Here is a 16,995-nt window from a genome sequence, read left to right on the forward strand (position 1 = left end):
GGCCGCGATGCGCGCCAGGACATGACAGCGCCTCGCGGCAGAATGGCTATTCTCGGCGCCGGCATCATGGGCGCCAGCCTCGCTCTCATGATGGCCCGCAGAGGCTACGCGGTGTCCCTCTTCGACAAGGAGAGCGAGCCGATGGCCTGCGCCAGCCGTTGGAACGAGGGCAAGATTCATCTCGGCTATCTCTACGGGAACGATCCCTCGCTGCTGACCGCCCGGCATCTGCTTTCGGGAGGACTGTGTTTCGGCAGGCTTGTTTCCGAGCTGATCGGAAGCAATCTGGAAGCGCACACGACCTTTTCGGAAGACCTTTATCTGGTCCATCGCAACTCGATCGTCGCTGCCGAGGCGCTGGGGGCGATCTTTGAACGTGTGGATGTATTGGTGCGCAGCCACGCTGACGCCACCAGCTACCTTGCCGACGTATCGGCGGCGCGATCGAATCGGCTTTCCAAAACTGAATTGGCCGATGTCACCAACTCGGACCAGATCGTCGGGGGCTTCCAGGTGCCGGAGCGATCCGTCAACACGCGATGGGTTGCCGACCGGCTTTGCGCGGCGCTTCGGGGTGAACCCAATATCAGCTTGCGGATGGCGTCCAAAGTCCTGTCGGCACAGCCGGTGGACGGAATTGACGGGAAATGGCGCGTGGCGGTCGCAAGCGAAAAAAGGGCGTTCGACATCGTCGTCAATTGCCTTTGGGAGGGGCGGCTGGCTGTCGACCGCACGGCCGGCATCGAGCCGGTTCCCGGATGGTCGCACCGCTACAGGCTTTGCCTGTTCGGCCGCACCAGCCAGCCTGTCGATTTGCCGTGCGCGGTCGTCGCCCTTGGCCCGTTCGGCGACATAAAAAACTATGACGGGCGCAACTTCTATCTCTCCTGGTACCCGAGCGGGTTGCTTGCGGAGAGTGGCGAATTGTCGATCGAAACGCCACAAGCGCTCGATGCCGACGCACGACAGCGGTTCATCGGCGACGTTCGCGCCACGCTCACTCGGTTGGTGCCCGTTGTTTCCAGCATGTTCGACGATGCCGAGGAGCTTGAGGTACGCGGCGGCTTCGTGTTTGCGCAAGGGCGTGGTTCGCTCAGCGACCCGAAAGCCACGATCCATCGCCGCGACCAATTCGGGGTCAACCGCCTGGGCAACTACATCTCGGTCGACACAGGTAAATATTCGACGGCGCCGTGGCTTGCCGACAGGCTGGCGCGGCAAATCTGCGGGATCGACTGAATGGGTGAGACAGAACAGGGCGGCGCGAAGCAGGTAGCGCAGAAACAAGTCGAGCTTCGATCCGGCTGGCGGCCGAAGGTCACGGCGCTGGTGCCATGCTACAATTCGGCGGCATTCATTTCGCGTACGCTGGACAGCCTCGCCGCGCAGACCTGGGACAATATCGAGATCCTGGTCGGCGAGGACAATTCGACCGACGCGACATTCGAGATCGTTTCGGCCTTCGCCGGCGGCCGCGACGATGTCCGCATCCTGCGTCGGGACAAAAACCTGGGATGGCTGAAGAATTCCAACGATCTGATGGCCAATGCCAGCGGCGAATTGATGTTCTTTGCCTTCCATGACGACGTCATCGATCCAAACTATATCGAGGCGCTGGTGCGGGCGCTCGATGCCAATCCCGAGGCCGTACTGTCGTTCAGCGATGTCGAAGTGGTCGAAGTCAGAGGCGAAAGTGCCACGTGGAAGTTCGACCTGCTGGAGGGCTTGCAGGACGGTTTTGCGCGTGGCCGGGTGATGGCGCGCCAGCCGCATGGATGGTGGGTCCCCAACCGTGGGGTATTCAGGGCCTGGGCGTTCCACCGCAGCGGCGGGATCAAGCCCAACAGCCAAGGCGAATTCAGCGCCGACTGGACCTGGCTTCTGCATCTGTCGCTGCTCGGCGGCTTTGTCCGCGTGCCGCAAGTGCTCTGCCACAAATACTATCGGGCGGGCAGCATCAGCCGGCGCTGGGAACGCAACAGCACCCAACGAAGGGCATTGAGGGCGGCGGGGATAAGGGAGGTCTGGCACAGCGAGGCCGGCCTTGCACAGAGAACCTTCCTCGCTGCCTATATCGCCTTGCGGCCGTGGCGGTGGCTGCCGCGATCGCGAGAAGCGGAAAGACGGCGAAACAGGCAATCGGTGCATGGCAGCCCGGACAATTAAGAATGGCGCCGGCGACGTGTCAAAGCGGCTGCGTCAAGACACCCTGCCCGGCCAACGACGATTTCCGCGCATATCCGGCTGCCCCAAAATGGCACTCCGGTTGATTTTTCACGCGAGTTATGGTCGTTCTCCCGCCCATGAAAAAACTATTCCTTGCGGCGCTGGCCTCGGTGACGCTGGCCTGGCCCGCCCACGCGATGGACGCCGCCCTGCGCGCCGGCCTGCTGAAACTCGACCCGGAGACCCGGCTGGAGCAGAGATGCGACGCCGAAGTGCTCGACCGCATCAGCCATGACGACCACAAGTACAAGGCAGACCGCGTCGTCGCCTACGCCTTCGCGACGCCGGAAATGAAAGCCGATGTCATCCGCAGCCCGGGTGCTGCCTTCCGCAGCAAGGGACAGTGGTACCGGCTAAAGTTCAAATGCGAGACGGCGCCGGACCATATGGAGGTCCTGCAGTTCCGTTACCGCATCGGCGACGAGATTCCGGAAGCCGACTGGGCGAAGTACAATCTCTACGACTGAATTCGCTGCGACCAGAATTCTCTCTGGCAGAACGACCTTCCCTATTCCCGTGGCTTTCAGCGTCGGCCGTTAGAGCGTTTCAGCTTTTTATGGAGCAGCTGACCCACTCTAACTCTTTGTTTTTGCATAATTCCGGACGGAAAACCGCTACGCACTTTTCCTGGAATTGCGCCGGCAGTCTCTTGACGCGCGGGAACCATACACGTTAGGGCGTCGGCATATCCGACGACGAACACGCCGATACAGCAAGGGGCTCCGGTCGATGGACATTTTCAGCGCTGCAAGCATGACGGCCCTCCTCCAGGTCATCGCCATCGATCTGGTGCTTGCCGGCGACAATGCCATCGTCATCGGCCTTGCCGCCGCCGGCCTGCCGGTCGAGCAGCGCAAGAAAGCCATCCTGATCGGCGTGTTGGCAGCGACGGTGCTGCGCATCCTGTTTGCCGCCGTCACCGTCAAGCTTCTTGCCATTGTCGGCCTGCTGCTGGCCGGCGGCATCCTTTTGTTGTGGGTGTGCTGGAAGATGTGGCGCGAGCTGCGGACGTCGCATGCCGACGAGTTCGAGGCGACCGAGGCGCTGTCCGATTCCGACCTCAACAGCGACAGAACGGTGGGTGGCAAGGCGCCGCGCAAGACGCTCGGCCAGGCGGCCCTGCAGATCGTCGTCGCCGATGTTTCGATGTCGCTGGACAATGTGCTGGCGGTCGCCGGTGCGGCGCGCGATCATTTTCCTGTGCTTGTCATAGGCCTGGTGCTGTCGATCGCCTTGATGGGCTTGGCCGCGAGCTTCATTGCCAAGCTGCTGCATCGCCACCGCTGGATCGCCTATGTCGGCTTGCTGATCATTCTCTACGTCGCGATCGATATGGTCTATCGCGGCGTTGTCGAGGTCTGGCCGCATGTCAGTCCTGTGGTGAGCTGACGCTGCCGGTCCCACAGCTTCTGTAGCAGCATGGGTATCTGCCGGAGGCAGTGGTCGCGTTCGCCGCAGCCGCTGCCCATACCAATGCCGCAATAAGTGTGGTACTGGCCGCCGATCCCGAAAAACCCGGAATGTTTTCTCATGTCTGCGCCTCGCGTCAGTTTCGTCAGCCTTGGATGCCCGAAGGCGCTTGTGGATTCCGAGCGCATCATCACGCGCCTGCGCGCCGAAGGCTATGAGATCGCGCGCAAGCATGACGGCGCGGACCTGGTCGTCGTCAACACCTGCGGCTTTCTCGATTCGGCCCGCGACGAATCGCTCAACGCCATTGGTTCGGCGCTTTCGGAAAACGGCCGGGTGATCGTCACCGGCTGCCTCGGCGCCGAGCCGGACGTCATACGAGAGAAGCACCCCAACGTCCTCGCCATCACCGGCCCGCAGGCCTATGAGAGCGTGATGGCCGCGGTGCATGAGGCGGCGCCGCCCAGCCACGATCCGTATATCGACCTTCTGCCGCCGCAAGGCGTCAAGCTGACGCCGCGCCACTACGCCTATCTCAAGATTTCCGAAGGCTGCAACAACCGCTGCACCTTCTGCATCATTCCGGCGCTGCGCGGCGACCTCGTCTCGCGCCCGGCGGCCGATGTGCTGCGCGAGGCCGAGAAGCTGGCCAAGGCCGGCGTCAAGGAACTGCTGGTCATCTCGCAGGACACCAGCGCCTACGGCATCGACATCAAGTACCAGACGTCGATGTTCGGCGACCGCGAAGTGCGGGCGAAATTCCTCGACCTGTCGGAGGAGCTCGGCAAGCTCGGCATCTGGGTACGCATGCACTATGTCTACCCCTACCCGCATGTCGCCGATGTCATCCCGCTAATGGCGGATGGAAAAATCCTTCCCTATCTGGACATCCCCTTCCAGCACGCCTCGCCGCAGGTGCTGAAGAACATGCGTCGGCCCGCGCATGGCGAAAAGACGCTGGAGCGCATTCGCGGCTGGCGCGAGGTGTGCCCGGATCTGGCGATACGCTCGACCTTCATCGTCGGTTTCCCCGGCGAGACCGACGAGGATTTCGAGATGCTGCTCGACTGGCTGGACGAGGCCAGGATCGATCGCGCCGGCTGCTTTAAATACGAGCCGGTCCGCGGCGCCCGCTCCAACGATCTCGGCCTCGAACAGGTGCCGCAGGAGATCAAGGAAGCGCGCTGGCATCGCTTCATGCAGCGCCAGCAGAAGATCTCGGCGACGCAGCTGGCCAAGAAGGTCGGCAAGCGCCTGCCGGTGCTGATCGACGAGGCGCATGGCACGTCTGCCAAGGGCCGGACAAAATACGACGCGCCCGAGATCGACGGTTCGGTGCATATCCAGTCGCGCCGCCCGCTGCGCCAAGGCGACATCGTCACGGTCAAGATCGACCGCGCCGACGTCTACGACCTTTACGGCTCGGCGGTTTAGAAAAATACCAAAAAGGGCGCCTCCCGGCGCCCTCGGATTTTTGGCACAGCCCTCGGCGCGGTTTCGCAGTCGAAGCGTGCAGCCCGCGAAGTGAAAAAGGGCGCCGGGCGGCGCCCCTTCTCTTTTGCGTTTCCGATACTTACTGCGGCAACTTGTCGTCGACGCCCTTCACATAGAAGTTCATGCCGAGCAGCGTGCCGTCGTCGGCTACTTCGCCGTCCTTGAGCCACGGCGTGCCGTCCTGCTTGGCGACCGGTCCGGTGAAGGGGTTCCAGCCATCTGCGATTTTCTTGGCGGTTGCCTCGGCCATCGCCTTCACATCGTCCGGCATGTTGGTGAAGGGCGCCAGCTTGACGGCGCCGTCCTTGATGCCGAGCCAGACATTGTCAGGCTTCCAGGTGCCGTCGAGCGCCGCCTGAACGCGGCTGATGTAATACGGCCCCCATTCGTCTGTCAGCGAGGTCAGCTGCGCGTTCGGCGCGAACTTGATCATGTCGGAGGACTGGCCGAAGCCGTGCAGCTTGCGCTCTTCCGCCACCTGCAGTGCCGCAGTGGAATCGGTGTGCTGGACGATGATGTCGGCGCCCTGGTCGAACAGCGCCTTGGCCGCGTCGGCTTCCTTGCCCGGATCGAACCAGGAGTTCACCCAGACGATCTTGGCCTTGAAGTTCGGGTTGACCGACTGCGCGCCGAGCATGAAGGAGTTGATGCCCATCACCACTTCGGGGATCGGGAAGGAAACGATATAGCCGGCGACCCCTGCCTTCGATTCCTTGGCGGCGATCTGGCCGAGCACGTAGCGGCCTTCATAGAAGCGCGCATTGTAGATGCCGAGATTGTCAGCGGTCTTGTAGCCGGTGGCGTGCTCGAACATCACTTTGGGGAACTTCTTGGCGACCTTCACTTCCGGGTCCATGAAGCCGAAAGAGGTGCCGAAGATGATCTTGCAGCCTTCGCGCGCCAGACGCTCGAAAGCGCGATCGGCATCGGGACCTTCCGAGACGTTCTCGAGATAGGCGGTTTCGACCTTGTCGCCGAGCGCCTTCTCCACCTCGAGGCGGCCTTGGTCGTGCTGGTAGGAATAGCCGAAATCGCCGATCGGGCCGGTGTAGACCCAGCATGCCTTCAACTTGTCGGCGGCCTGCGCCGACGCCGCCAGTGACATGGCGGCGGTCGTGGTCATCAACGCGATAAACAGTTTTTTCATTGTGTTACCTCTCTGAGTTTAGCCTTGGAGCTTCCCGTTTGTTTTTGTTGTCAACGATCCGGAACGAATGGCTGCCCCAAGGAAGCCGGCGTGTTCATCATCGTCAGACGCTTGTTGCGCGAGATTAGAACGAGAACCACGACGGTTGCCAGATAGGGCAGAGAAGAAAGCAGCTGCGAAGGCACCGGAATGCCAAATGCCTGTGCATGAAGCTGGCCGATCCACACCGCGCCGAAGATGTAGGCGCCGGCCAGCACGCGCCACGGCCGCCAAGAGGCGAAGACGACCAGCGCCAGCGCGATCCAGCCGCGGCCCGCGCTCATGTTCTCCACCCATTGCGGCGTGTAGACCAGCGACAGGTGGCCGCCGGCAAGGCCGGCGCAGGCGCCGCCGAAGATGACCGCGAGATAGCGGTAGCGGATGACCTTGATGCCGAGTGCATGCGCCGATGTGTGGCTGTCGCCGATCGAGCGCAGGGTGAGGCCGGTGCGGGTCTTGAACATGAACCACATGACGGCCGCCGTCAGCGCGATCGAGATGTAGAAGATCGGGTCCTGGCCGAACAGCAACCTGCCGACCACGGGAATGTCGGTGAGCACCGGAACGTAGAGATTTGGCAGCCTCTCGCCGGGCTGGCCGACGAAGCTGGTTCCCATCATGCCGGACAGGCCGAGGCCGAGCAGCGTCAACGACAGGCCGGTCGCCACCTGATTGGTGGCGAGCGACAGCGTCATCACCGCAAACAGCAGCGAGAACACCGCGCCCATGGCAATTGCCGCCAACAGGCCCATCCAGGGCGATCCCGTGAGATAGCCGGCTCCGAAGCCGCCGACGGCGCCCATGATCATCATGCCTTCGACGCCGAGGTTGAGCACGCCGGAGCGCTCGACCACCAGTTCGCCGATGGCCGCTATTAAAAGCGGCGTCGCCGCCGTGGCGATGGTCAAAAGGATGTTGACGGCGATGTCCATCAGCGGGCTTCCTTCAACTTCGGCGCGGCTTCAAGCTTCGCCGCGCTTTTCGTCAGCGCCATGCCGACCAGACGGATGCGATAGTGGATGAGCGTGTCGCAGCCGAGCACGAAGAACAAAAGCATGCCCTGGAACACACGTGCCACTTTGTCGGAAATGCCGAGCGCGCTCTGCACCGCCTCGCCGCCGAGATAGGTCAACGCCAGCACCAGGCCGGCGGCGACGATGCCGAGCGGATTGAGCCGGCCGAGGAACGCGACAATAATGGCGGTGAAGCCGTAGCCGGGCGAGATCACCGGCTGGAGCTGGCCGATGGCGCCGGAGACTTCCGAAATGCCGGCAAGCCCAGCCAGCGCGCCTGACAGCAGGAAGGCGAAGAACACCATGCGGTTGAGGCCGAAACCGGCGAAGCGCCCTGCCCTCGGGCTGGAGCCGAGCACGCGGACCTCAAAACCCTTGAGCAGGCGGCTCATCAGCACCCAGATCAGCACGGCTGCAACAAGCGCGAAGACAAAACCCCAATTGGCGCGGCCGGCATCCGGCATCAGTTCCGGCAGGACCGCCGAGTCATTGAACTGGATCGTCTGCGGGAAACCGTGGCCCTGTGGATCGCGCCAGGGGCCGCGCACCAGCCAGTCGAGGAAAAGCTGGGCGACATAGACCAGCATCAGGCTGGTCAGGATTTCGTTGGTGCCGAAGCGCGTCTTCAAGAGAGCCGGGATTGCTGCATAGGCGGCACCGCCGACCATGCCGAACAACAGCATCAGCGGCAGCACCAGCGGGCCTTCAAACCCGGGAAACAGCACCGGAATGGCCGAGCCGAAAATGCCGCCGAGGATGAACTGTCCCTCAGCGCCGATGTTCCAGATGTTGGCCTTGTAACAGACCGACAGGCCGACCGCGATCAGGATCAACGGCGCGGCCTTGATCGCCAGCTCATGCAGCTGCCAGACCTGGCTGATCGGCTCGATGAAATAGATCTCAAATGCGCTCAGCGGGTTGACGCCGAGCAGCGCGAACAGAACCGCGCCGGCGATGATCGTCAGGGCGAAGGCGATGAAGGGCGACAGCGCCGAAAAGAGCATAGAGCGCTGCGGGCGTTTGACGAGTTCGAGGCGCATCATGCCGTCTCCAGACCATGTTCGGCGTGGCCAGGCTCGGCGCCGCCCATCAACAGACCGACCTTTTCGAAAGTTGCCTCGGCGATCGGCAGCGGTTTGGACAATTCGCCATTGTGCATGACCGCGATCGCGTCCGAAATCTCGAACAGCTCATCGAGGTCCTGGCTGATGACCAGAACTGCCGAGCCGCTGCGCGCCAGTTCGATCAGCGCCTGGCGGATGTGGGCGGCGGCACCGGCGTCGACGCCCCAGGTCGGCTGGTTGACGACCATGACGGCAGGGCTGCGGTCGAGTTCGCGACCGACGATGAATTTCTGCAAATTGCCGCCCGAAAGGGCCGCGGCTTCCGGATCGGGCGCGCTCTTGCGCACATCCATGGCCACGATGATGCGCTGGGCGGCGGCATAGACCGCACCGCTTTTGACCGCGCCGCCGGCGCCGACAAAAACCTTGCCGTCGGTGGCGTGCCGCGACAGAAGCAGATTTTCCGAAAGCTTCATGCGTGGCGCGGCGCCATGGCCGAGGCGTTCTTCCGGCACGAAGGCAGCGCCCATCAGCCGCCGGCCTGTGATCGAGAGCGAGCCGGCATCCTTGCCGCGGATGCGCACGGATGCGGCGTCCTGCTGCAGCACCTCGCCGGAGACGGATTCGAAGAACTCGCCCTGGCCGTTGCCGGCGACACCGGCAATGCCGATCACCTCGCCGGCGCGCACAGTGAGGTTGATATTCTTCAGCGGAATCGAAAACGGCGTTGCCGGCTTGCGGCTGAGGGCGCGGATTTCGAGCAGCGGCTGCGCGGTCTCGATGCCTTCGGCCGGCGCACGCACCACGGCCTTCACCTCGTTACCGACCATCATGCGGGCCAGCGACGAAGCCGTTTCCTCGCGCGGATTGCAATGGCCGACGACCTTGCCGTGACGCAGCACGGTGGCGCGGTCGCAAATGCGTTTGACCTCTTCCAGCCGGTGCGAAATGTAGAGGATGGATTTGCCCTCGGAGCGCAGGCGCTCCAGCGTCTCGAACAGCTTGTCGGCTTCCTGCGGCGTCAGCACCGAGGTCGGCTCGTCGAGGATGATGAGCTGCGGCGTCTGCAACAGGCAGCGGATGATCTCGATGCGCTGGCGTTCGCCGACCGAGAGATCGCCGACCAGCGAGTCCGGATCGAGCGGCAGGCCATAGCTGAAGGAAAGCGCCCTCGCCTTGGCCGCGATCGAGCTGATCGGTGAGCCGTCATCCAGAGACAGAGCGATATTCTCGGCCGCGGTCAGCGCCTCGAACAGCGAAAAGTGCTGAAACACCATGCCGATGCCGAGCTTCTTCGCCATGCCCGGACTGGTGATCCGCACCGCTTCGCCGTTCCAGAATATCTCGCCGGAATTGGGCTCCAGCGAGCCGAACAGCATCTTGACCAGCGTCGACTTGCCGGCGCCGTTTTCGCCAAGCAGCGCGTGGATCTCGCCCTTGGCGATGTTGAGGTCGATATGATCGCACGCCGTCAGCGTGCCGAATATCTTGGTCAGGCCACGAACCTCAAGCAGGTTCGCTCCATCATGATCTGCACTCACAGTGCCTCCCATCCGGTTCCCGGACATGTTCTGTGTTCCCGCCAGCATGGTATGCGCTGGCCGCTCTCGTGCGAAAGCAGCACCCACCTTGAAAGAGCTTCAAGAATTTCAGCGGAAACTCAAGGGGTAAAGACCGACCTGCTTCGTACAACAGACCGATCGCCCGGTTTTTCGGGTAAACAGTGCCTAGCGTCGCGGCAAAACACTGAACAGCAAGGCAGATCAGGGGATCAGTATGGTCGTGCCCGTGGTCTTGCGCCGTTCGAGATCGGCTTGCGCCTTGCCCGCGTCCTTCAGCGCATAACGCTGGTTGATCTTGATCTCGACCGCACCGCTCAACACCACGTCGAACAATGCCGCGGCGGAGACTTCGAGGTCTTCACGCTTGGCGTTGTAGACGAACAAAGTCGGCCTGGTAGCGAACAGCGAGCCCTTCTGCGCCAGCAGCGACATCGAAAATGGCGGGATCGGTCCAGAGGACTGACCGAAAGAGACGAACATGCCGAGCGGCTTCAGACAGTCGAGCGAGGCCGGGAATGTGTCGTTGCCGACCGAATCGTAGACGACGTCACATTTCTTGCCGCCGGTGATGGCGGCGACGCCGGCGACGAAATCCTGCTCCTTGTAGTTGATGACATGGCCGAAGCCATGCGCCTTGGCGAGCTCGATCTTATCGGTTGAGCTTGCCGTGCCGATCACGGTGGCGCCGAGATGTTTTGCCCATTGTCCCAGGATCAGCCCGACGCCGCCGGCGGCGGCATGAAATAGGATGGTGTCGCCTGCCTTCACCTTGAAGGTTCGGCGCAACAGATACTCCGCCGTCATGCCTTTAAGCATCATGCCGGCGGCCTGTTCGTCGCTGATGCGGTCCGGCACCTTGACGACGCGGTCGGCGGCGACGACGCGCTGCTCGGCATAGGCGCCGACACTGACGGCATAGGCGATGCGGTCGCCCGGCTTCAGCCAGTCGATGCCTGCGCCGACCTCGAGAACCACACCTGCCGCCTCGCCGCCGGGGATCAGCGGGAAGCCGCCGGGTGGCGGATAGAGGCCGATGCGGTGATAGACATCGATGAAATTGAGGCCGATCGCGGTGTGCCTGACCAGGATCTGCCCGGCGCCGGGTTGTCCCGGATCGGCGTCTTCATAGGTCAGGACTTCCGGACCCCCATGGGCGTGGATACGGATTGCTTTGGACATTTGTGGGCTTTCCTGCGGTCAGGCTTTCTTAGTGTCCGGCTTGGCGCCGAGTTTGGGGAAGAACTGCATGATACCGCCGATGCAGGCGAGGTAAAGTCCGGTGATGGTGATGCCGACCTTGGTAAAGACGCTGACCTGTTCGCCCAAAACGCCGATCTGGTCGTAGAAGGCGGCAAGGGCCGCCTGCGCCAGCGCCAGCGCACCGAAAGCGCACCAGAGCAGCGTCATGCCAAGATTGATTGGCCGCAGCCGCACCACCCGCACGGGATGGATGAAGTTGATCGGCACGAAGGTCAGGATGCCGGCCGCCACGACGACGCCGAAGGACACCCACTGTCCGGGCTCGATGACGAACAGCGTGAACACGACCATGTTCCAGACGACCGGAAAGCCTTTGAAGAAGTTCTCCTTCGTCTTCATTCCGGTGTCGGCATAATAGATGGCGCTGGACACCACGATGATGGCCGCCGACAGGAACGACAGCCCTTCGCCCATGAAGCCGCGCTGGTAGAGTGCGAAGGCCGGGATCAGCACGTAGGTGACATAGTCGATGATGTTGTCGAGGAGCTCGCCCGACCAGGTCGGCAAAATCTCCTTGACCTCGAGCTTGCGCGCGATCGGCCCGTCTATGCCGTCGACGAACAGCGCCAACCCCAGCCACCAGAACATCGCCGTCCAGCGTTGCTCGCTTGCCGCCACCAGCGACAGGAAGGCCAGGAACGAGCCAGACGCGGTCAACAGATGCACCGAGAATGCCCGCGCCTGCGGCCAGGTGACCTTTTTCTTCGGCCTGGGTATCCGGTCGGTGATCTTTTTGGCGGCGTTTCTGGCCGTTGTGTTCTTGCTCACGGGCCCCGCCAATCCAGTTTGCAGATTTCGGCCGAGCGGCCGGCAAAGTTCCAGTTGCGGCCGAAAGCCCGCATCTTGCTCTTATCGGACCTGGCCACGATGATCTCCGGCGCGATCCAGTATTCCGAGTTGCCGATCACGGTATCCTTCTCGCGATCCTTGCCGGGAATCGGTGTGACCGCCCCGTCGATGATCTTCGGTATCTGGAAAATACGGGTCTTGTCACGCGTCTCGTAGGTGATCGGCACCTGCTCGACGCCGAGGAACTTGCCGACAAGGATCGACAACAGCGCGGTGGTTCCGCCGGCCTTCCCGGTGAAGATCCTGGTCAGCGCTTTCACCGCATAGACGGAGGCTTGCTTGTCGATGAACAGGCCTGCGGTCCAGTTGCCGCGGCTCATGTAGCCTGGGATTTCCATGACCAGACCGAGATTGAGGCCGGACAGGTCGACCTCGCCGAAATGGCCTGCGTCGATGCGGAAGCCCGCCCAGGTCTGGCAATAACCCTCCGTCGGCGGATGGCTGCCAAGCGACAGTACGCAAGGACAAAAAACCGTGCAATTGCAGGAGAGTACGAGCTCTCCTTTCATTGCCCAGCCTTGCTCTGCCATGGAATTATCCCCCGTCATGCCGAGACTACTAGCAGGGCGACTGCCCAGACAAGCAGTATCGCACCGGCCACTCGGGTTGGAAGGCTGCCGGTGGTCTGTTTTTCGATCAAGGTGAACAGGCCGATCAGCGCCATCCAGAACACGTTCATCGCGCCGACGGCAAACATCACCAGCATCAGCGCCCAGCAGCAGCCGAGGCACCACAGGCCCTGCTTCAGCCCTAGCCGGAAGATGCCACCCGGCTCCGCGCTCCAGTTGGAAAACAGTGTCGAGAACGGGTTCCGGCATTTTGTCAGGCAGGCCTGCTTGAGGCTGCTGAACTGGTAGAGGCCGGCAACCAGCAGCGCGGCCGCCGCGGCAAGGCCGCTCACCGGATCGAGCAATCGAGCGGAGGACGCAAATGCGTGGACGAGCAACGTCAGCACCGCGAAGCCGATAGAGGCGACAAGCCATGTCGAGAGGTAGCCGGCAACCAGGACCAGCGGGTGGGCCACCGGCTCGCCCTTGATGCGGGCGGTGTCGGCGATTTCACAATAGGTACGGATCATCGGCGCCGCCGACGGCAGCATCGTCGCCACGGCCATCAAAAACCACATCACGATCAGCGCCAGAACCGGTGCGCCGCCGGCATCAAGTGGTGCGGGCGTCAGGCACATGCCGAAGAAGCGGTCGAGGACATCCGGCAGCGGCAGTTGCGGCAGATATCGCAGGACCACATCGCCTGGTACGCCGGGGAGCCGGCCTTCGGCGCCGCGGATCGCCATGGCGCCGAGAATGAACCAGGCGAGCAGAATGCCGCCGGCGATGGCGATGTTGACCGTCAGGCGGGGGCTGCGGGCCAGGCTTGCCGTGGCGCGGCCGGCGCGGTCGAGATGGCTGAAATCGTCCTGCTGGCCGGTCATGACAACCGAATGAGCCTAATCGCCGCGTTGATCAAGCCGCATGGTCTGACCTATATCCATGGGTAGACACCTGCATCGCAAACTGGAAGTCCAATTTGGATCATCGCGAGACAGCACGGATACTGGTAGCCGGCAGCGGCCCTGCCGGACTGATCGCGGCGCTCGGTTTCGCCGAGGCGGGCTTTCCGGTAACCCTGGTCGGACCCGAAGCAGGCGGGCCCGATGGCCGGACCACGGCGCTGATGAACCCTGCTCTCAAGGTTCTCGATCGGCTGGGCGTGCTGGCCGAACTTGCGCCGAAGGCCGCGCCGCTGAAGGTCATGCGCATCGTCGATGCGACCAGCCGGCTGATCCGCAGCCCGGTGGTGACTTTTCGCGCCATAGAGATCGGCGAGGAGCAGTTCGGGCTCAACCTGCCCAATAGTGCGCTGAACCCGACGCTGGCCAAGTCCGTCGCGGCGCATCCCGGCATCGAATGGCTGACGTCGATGGTCGAGAGTTGGCGTCTGGACGCCGATCAGGCGCATGCCGTCTTGACTGATGGTCGCGAAGTCTCGGCCGCGCTTGCGGTCGCTGCCGATGGGCGCCTGTCGCCGGCGCGCGAGGCGGCAGGCATAGTGGCCTCGGTGCGATCCTACCGCCAAGCGGCGCTGGTGCTGAATTTTGGCCATCGCAGCGAACACGGCTTCACCTCGACCGAGTTCCACACAGAGACCGGGCCGTTCACCCAGGTGCCGTTGCCCTGCAACCGCTCCAGCCTCGTCTGGGTGGTGAAACCGGAGACGGCGAAGGACCTCGCCGCACTCGATGACGCGACGCTTTCCGAGCGTGTTGAGCAGCAGATGCAGTCGATGCTGGGCCGGGTGTCGGTCGAGCCCGGCCGACAAATTTACCCGCTTTCTGCGGCATCACCGGGGCGCTTCGCGCAAAACCGGGTGGCGCTGGTCGGCGAGGCTGCACATGTATTCCCGCCGATCGGAGCCCAAGGTCTCAACCTCGGCATCAGGGACATCGAGGATCTGATTGGAATCGCTGGTGAAAATCGCGACGACCCCGGCGCCGCGAAGGCCCTGGCCGCCTATGATTCCAGGCGCCGTCCCGACATTCTGGCGCGTTCCGGCGCGGTCAATCTGCTCAACATGTCGCTGCTTTCGGACATGCTGCCGGCGCAGATGGCACGCAGCGCCGGCCTCAATGTGCTCGGCAGTTTCGCGCCGCTGCGCGCCTTTTTCATGCGCGAAGGCTTGAGGCCGGGCAGCGGCTTTGCGGCGCTTACCGGCGGTTCAGGGAAACAGGTCCGGCGGTAAGATGCCGTGGCGGATCATGTAGAGCAGCCCGGTCACCGTCAGCACCGAGAGGCAGGTGGTGATCAGCACGCTGGCCGAGGCGCGTTGCACCCAGACGCCATATTGCTGGGCGATGACGAAGACGTTGGTTGCGGTCGGTAATGCCGCCAAAAGCACGGCTGAAAAAACCCAGATTTCGGAAAAGTTCCCGATCCAGCTCAGCACGACGTAGCAGAGCGATGGATGCAGGATCAGCTTCAGCGCCGCGATCGACGCCAGCTCATGCGGCACGCGGTTGAGCGGCCGGAGCGCAAGCGTCACGCCCATGGCAAACAGGGCGCAAGGGGCGGCTGCCCGCGAAAGATATTCAAGCAGGCGATCGACCGGCTGCGGTGGGTGAAAGCCGAGATAGGCCGCGCCGACGCCAAGCGCGGTCGCGATGATGAACGGGTGCAGGACGATTTTCCTGACTACGCCGAGGATGAGCCGCCACGGCGATGTCTTGTCGTCGCCCGACAGCGCCATCATCATCGGCGCGATGGCGAAATGCATGATATTTTCGAAGCAGAAGATCAGCGCGACGGGAACCGCCGCTTGTTCGCCGAAGGCGAGCAGCGCCAGCCCCGGCCCCATATAGCCGATATTGCCGTAGGCCGCGGCCAGCGCCTTGATCGTCGACTGGGCGATCTCGCCGCGCGACGCCGTCACCGACCATACGAACATGATCGAGAAGATCGTGTAGGTGGAAAATACCGAGCCGAAGATGAAGCGCCATTCGGTCAACTGTTCGAACGGCGTGCGGGCCAGCAATTGGAAGAACAGGGCAGGAAGCGCGACATAGACGATGAAGGTGTTCATCCAGCCAAGCGCTTCCAGCGGCTGCCTGGTCATGCGCGCGACCAGAAAGCCGATGAAAATCAGCCCGAAGAACGGAAGAACAAGACCGACAATGTCAGACATTTTTGCCCTGGCCCGAAACCCCGGGACCGGGCTAGCCCGTAGCTTCATCGGGCGTCAAGCGCTTCGGCATTGAACTGACACGCCATCTGCGCCAAATAAAGCCTGATCCCAGACCTAAGTCGGGCTCGATTTTTGGCCACGGTGTGTGTAAATTCAAAGCCTTAGAGCGCTCTTCGCACATTCGAGGGGAGGCCGGGCGCTCTAGAGGCTTAGTGGTGAGTATGATGAAAACGGCCAAATTTTCGATCGGACAGGTGGTTCGTCATCGGCTGTTTCCGTTCCGCGGCATCATTTTCGATGTCGATCCGCAATTCGCCAACACCGACGAATGGTACGAAGCCATCCCGGCCGACGTGCGGCCGCGCAAGGACCAGCCGTTCTACCATCTGCTCGCCGAGAATTCGGAAACCGAATACATCGCCTATGTCTCCGAGCAGAACCTGCTCGAGGACCAATCAGGTGAGCCGGTCCGTCATCCGCAGATCGGCGAGATGTTCGACAAGCGGCCGGATGGACGCTACGAGCCGAAACGCCAGTCGAGACACTGACATCACCTTGCATCGACGTGACGACAACAAAAAAGCGGGGCATGACCCCGCTTTTTGTCGCTCCGGTATCTGTCCCGGCGATTAGTTGGCGGCTTTGGCCTTGGCCTGCTCGTCCTTGAGCTTCTTGGCGAAGTCCTGGTTGTTCTTGACGACGAAATCCTGAAGTTTTTTCTGCCGATCCTCGATGTCCGACTGCTGCAGCGGCGCGCCGTCAAAGGCGCCGCTGAAGCCGGTCAAGGCAACCTTGATGGGATTTGGCTGACTTTGGAAGTTGATCGAGGTCAGCGTGATCGCCTGTCCCTTCTTGAAGGACGCGACGAGCGCGTCGGTCAGCGGCACTTCGGCAACGCAACGGTCGGCGAAGCAAATGACATAATCCAGCTTCGTCGCCTTGCCGGCGTCTATCTGCAGGGCGATGCCGGGGGGCACCAGGCGACCTGGGGGAACCGTGACCTGGAAGACCTTGCGGTTTACCTTGCCCTTCAACTCGATCAGGCTGACGCCGGTGACGAACTGGCCGTTGCCGGCAGTGATGATGTTCTGGACATTGCAGATGTCGACATCTTCCTGCTTGGTGCAGGCCTTGAACCAACCCTGCGGAATCTGTTGCTGTGCCGAAGCGGTGGGAAGTCCGGCGCCCAGAAAGCCGACCACGCCCGCGGCCAGGACCGAAAGGCGGTATGCGTTGCTGTTCAGGCTCGTCAT

Annotated in this window: 17 protein-coding genes; 7 read left to right on the forward strand and 10 right to left on the reverse strand. The window is 62.5% G+C overall.

Annotation, left to right across the window (positions count from 1 at the left end; genetic code table 11):
- Positions 1-21: 21 nt before the first annotated feature.
- From NKJ78_RS16965 to rimO, 5 genes are all read left to right on the forward strand, one after another.
- Positions 22-1,239: an FAD-dependent oxidoreductase gene (locus tag NKJ78_RS16965; protein WP_352562509.1), complete on the forward strand. Its 1,218-nt coding sequence runs from the start codon at positions 22-24 to the stop codon at positions 1,237-1,239.
- Positions 1,240-2,166 carry a glycosyltransferase family 2 protein gene (locus tag NKJ78_RS16970; protein ID WP_023738855.1) on the forward strand — a complete coding sequence of 309 codons (927 nt, stop codon included), beginning with the start codon at positions 1,240-1,242 and terminating at the stop codon, positions 2,164-2,166.
- Between the two features lie 119 nt (positions 2,167-2,285).
- Entirely contained in the window at positions 2,286-2,693 is a 408-nt protein-coding gene (locus tag NKJ78_RS16975; RefSeq protein WP_032904882.1) for a DUF930 domain-containing protein, read from the forward strand.
- Between the two features lie 262 nt (positions 2,694-2,955).
- The gene (locus NKJ78_RS16980) at positions 2,956-3,615 is read left to right on the forward strand and encodes a TerC family protein (protein ID WP_023668959.1); all 660 of its coding nucleotides are present in this window, start codon (positions 2,956-2,958) and stop codon (positions 3,613-3,615) included.
- Positions 3,616-3,756: 141 nt separating this feature from the next.
- Positions 3,757-5,070, forward strand: a complete 1,314-nt coding sequence (rimO, locus tag NKJ78_RS16985) for a 30S ribosomal protein S12 methylthiotransferase RimO (RefSeq protein WP_023682528.1) — start codon at positions 3,757-3,759, stop codon at positions 5,068-5,070.
- A 139-nt stretch (positions 5,071-5,209) separates the two neighbouring features.
- Here the strand turns inward: rimO and NKJ78_RS16990 are convergent, their stop codons facing one another.
- From NKJ78_RS16990 to NKJ78_RS17025, 8 genes are all read right to left on the reverse strand, one after another.
- Positions 5,210-6,277, reverse strand: coding sequence for a BMP family ABC transporter substrate-binding protein (locus tag NKJ78_RS16990; RefSeq protein WP_023668961.1), 1,068 nt, complete (start codon positions 6,275-6,277; stop codon positions 5,210-5,212).
- 50 nt (positions 6,278-6,327) lie between these two features.
- Entirely contained in the window at positions 6,328-7,248 is a 921-nt protein-coding gene (locus tag NKJ78_RS16995; protein ID WP_023738854.1) for an ABC transporter permease, read from the reverse strand.
- Positions 7,248-8,372, reverse strand: a complete 1,125-nt coding sequence (locus tag NKJ78_RS17000) for an ABC transporter permease (RefSeq protein WP_031193354.1) — start codon at positions 8,370-8,372, stop codon at positions 7,248-7,250. The genes NKJ78_RS16995 and NKJ78_RS17000 overlap by 1 nt, the downstream gene beginning before the upstream one ends.
- Positions 8,369-9,946 carry an ABC transporter ATP-binding protein gene (locus NKJ78_RS17005; protein WP_023682524.1) on the reverse strand — a complete coding sequence of 526 codons (1,578 nt, stop codon included), beginning with the start codon at positions 9,944-9,946 and terminating at the stop codon, positions 8,369-8,371. The genes NKJ78_RS17000 and NKJ78_RS17005 overlap by 4 nt, the downstream gene beginning before the upstream one ends.
- Before the next feature lie 210 nt (positions 9,947-10,156).
- Positions 10,157-11,134, reverse strand: a complete 978-nt coding sequence (locus NKJ78_RS17010; protein WP_023738853.1) for a quinone oxidoreductase family protein — start codon at positions 11,132-11,134, stop codon at positions 10,157-10,159.
- Positions 11,135-11,152: 18 nt separating this feature from the next.
- Entirely contained in the window at positions 11,153-11,983 is an 831-nt protein-coding gene (gene pcsA, locus NKJ78_RS17015) for a phosphatidylcholine synthase (RefSeq protein WP_023668966.1), read from the reverse strand.
- The gene (locus NKJ78_RS17020; protein WP_023706821.1) at positions 11,980-12,594 is read right to left on the reverse strand and encodes a DUF1326 domain-containing protein; all 615 of its coding nucleotides are present in this window, start codon (positions 12,592-12,594) and stop codon (positions 11,980-11,982) included. The genes pcsA and NKJ78_RS17020 overlap by 4 nt, the downstream gene beginning before the upstream one ends.
- A gap of 14 nt (positions 12,595-12,608) precedes the next feature.
- The gene (locus NKJ78_RS17025; protein WP_352459009.1) at positions 12,609-13,496 is read right to left on the reverse strand and encodes a DUF2182 domain-containing protein; all 888 of its coding nucleotides are present in this window, start codon (positions 13,494-13,496) and stop codon (positions 12,609-12,611) included.
- A gap of 95 nt (positions 13,497-13,591) precedes the next feature.
- Between NKJ78_RS17025 and NKJ78_RS17030 the strand changes: the two genes are divergently transcribed.
- Complete coding sequence (locus NKJ78_RS17030) at positions 13,592-14,803, forward strand: UbiH/UbiF family hydroxylase (protein ID WP_023750694.1); 1,212 nt, start codon at positions 13,592-13,594, stop codon at positions 14,801-14,803.
- Here the strand turns inward: NKJ78_RS17030 and NKJ78_RS17035 are convergent.
- The gene (locus tag NKJ78_RS17035; protein WP_023741221.1) at positions 14,780-15,742 is read right to left on the reverse strand and encodes an AEC family transporter; all 963 of its coding nucleotides are present in this window, start codon (positions 15,740-15,742) and stop codon (positions 14,780-14,782) included. The two genes, NKJ78_RS17030 and NKJ78_RS17035, sit on opposite strands and share 24 nt — an antisense overlap.
- Positions 15,743-15,966: 224 nt before the next feature.
- Here NKJ78_RS17035 and hspQ point away from each other — a divergent pair, with 224 nt between their 5' ends.
- The gene (hspQ, locus tag NKJ78_RS17040) at positions 15,967-16,290 is read left to right on the forward strand and encodes a heat shock protein HspQ (RefSeq protein ID WP_023668971.1); all 324 of its coding nucleotides are present in this window, start codon (positions 15,967-15,969) and stop codon (positions 16,288-16,290) included.
- 81 nt (positions 16,291-16,371) lie between these two features.
- On the opposite strand, the gene NKJ78_RS17045 is transcribed toward hspQ, so the two are convergent.
- Positions 16,372-16,995: an invasion associated locus B family protein gene (locus tag NKJ78_RS17045; RefSeq protein WP_023668972.1), complete on the reverse strand. Its 624-nt coding sequence runs from the start codon at positions 16,993-16,995 to the stop codon at positions 16,372-16,374.

Source organism: Mesorhizobium sp. M0037, assembly GCF_040323635.1.
Classification (GTDB): Bacteria; Pseudomonadota; Alphaproteobacteria; order Rhizobiales; family Rhizobiaceae; genus Mesorhizobium.

Excerpts from the sequence above, each read along its gene's own strand:
- NKJ78_RS16965 (WP_352562509.1), top strand. The coding sequence starts at position 22 with ATGACAGCGCCTCGCGGCAGAATGGCTATTCTCGGCGCCGGCATCATG.
- NKJ78_RS16970 (WP_023738855.1), top strand. The coding sequence starts at position 1,240 with ATGGGTGAGACAGAACAGGGCGGCGCGAAGCAGGTAGCGCAGAAACAA.
- NKJ78_RS16975 (WP_032904882.1), top strand. The coding sequence starts at position 2,286 with ATGGTCGTTCTCCCGCCCATGAAAAAACTATTCCTTGCGGCGCTGGCC.
- NKJ78_RS16980 (WP_023668959.1), top strand. The coding sequence starts at position 2,956 with ATGGACATTTTCAGCGCTGCAAGCATGACGGCCCTCCTCCAGGTCATC.
- rimO (WP_023682528.1), top strand. The coding sequence starts at position 3,757 with ATGTCTGCGCCTCGCGTCAGTTTCGTCAGCCTTGGATGCCCGAAGGCG.
- NKJ78_RS16990 (WP_023668961.1), bottom strand. The coding sequence starts at position 6,277 with ATGAAAAAACTGTTTATCGCGTTGATGACCACGACCGCCGCCATGTCA.
- NKJ78_RS16995 (WP_023738854.1), bottom strand. The coding sequence starts at position 7,248 with ATGGACATCGCCGTCAACATCCTTTTGACCATCGCCACGGCGGCGACG.
- NKJ78_RS17000 (WP_031193354.1), bottom strand. The coding sequence starts at position 8,372 with ATGATGCGCCTCGAACTCGTCAAACGCCCGCAGCGCTCTATGCTCTTT.
- NKJ78_RS17005 (WP_023682524.1), bottom strand. The coding sequence starts at position 9,946 with ATGGGAGGCACTGTGAGTGCAGATCATGATGGAGCGAACCTGCTTGAG.
- NKJ78_RS17010 (WP_023738853.1), bottom strand. The coding sequence starts at position 11,134 with ATGTCCAAAGCAATCCGTATCCACGCCCATGGGGGTCCGGAAGTCCTG.
- NKJ78_RS17020 (WP_023706821.1), bottom strand. The coding sequence starts at position 12,594 with ATGGCAGAGCAAGGCTGGGCAATGAAAGGAGAGCTCGTACTCTCCTGC.
- NKJ78_RS17025 (WP_352459009.1), bottom strand. The coding sequence starts at position 13,496 with ATGACCGGCCAGCAGGACGATTTCAGCCATCTCGACCGCGCCGGCCGC.
- NKJ78_RS17035 (WP_023741221.1), bottom strand. The coding sequence starts at position 15,742 with ATGTCTGACATTGTCGGTCTTGTTCTTCCGTTCTTCGGGCTGATTTTC.
- hspQ (WP_023668971.1), top strand. The coding sequence starts at position 15,967 with ATGAAAACGGCCAAATTTTCGATCGGACAGGTGGTTCGTCATCGGCTG.
- NKJ78_RS17045 (WP_023668972.1), bottom strand. The coding sequence starts at position 16,995 with ATGACGAGCCTGAACAGCAACGCATACCGCCTTTCGGTCCTGGCCGCG.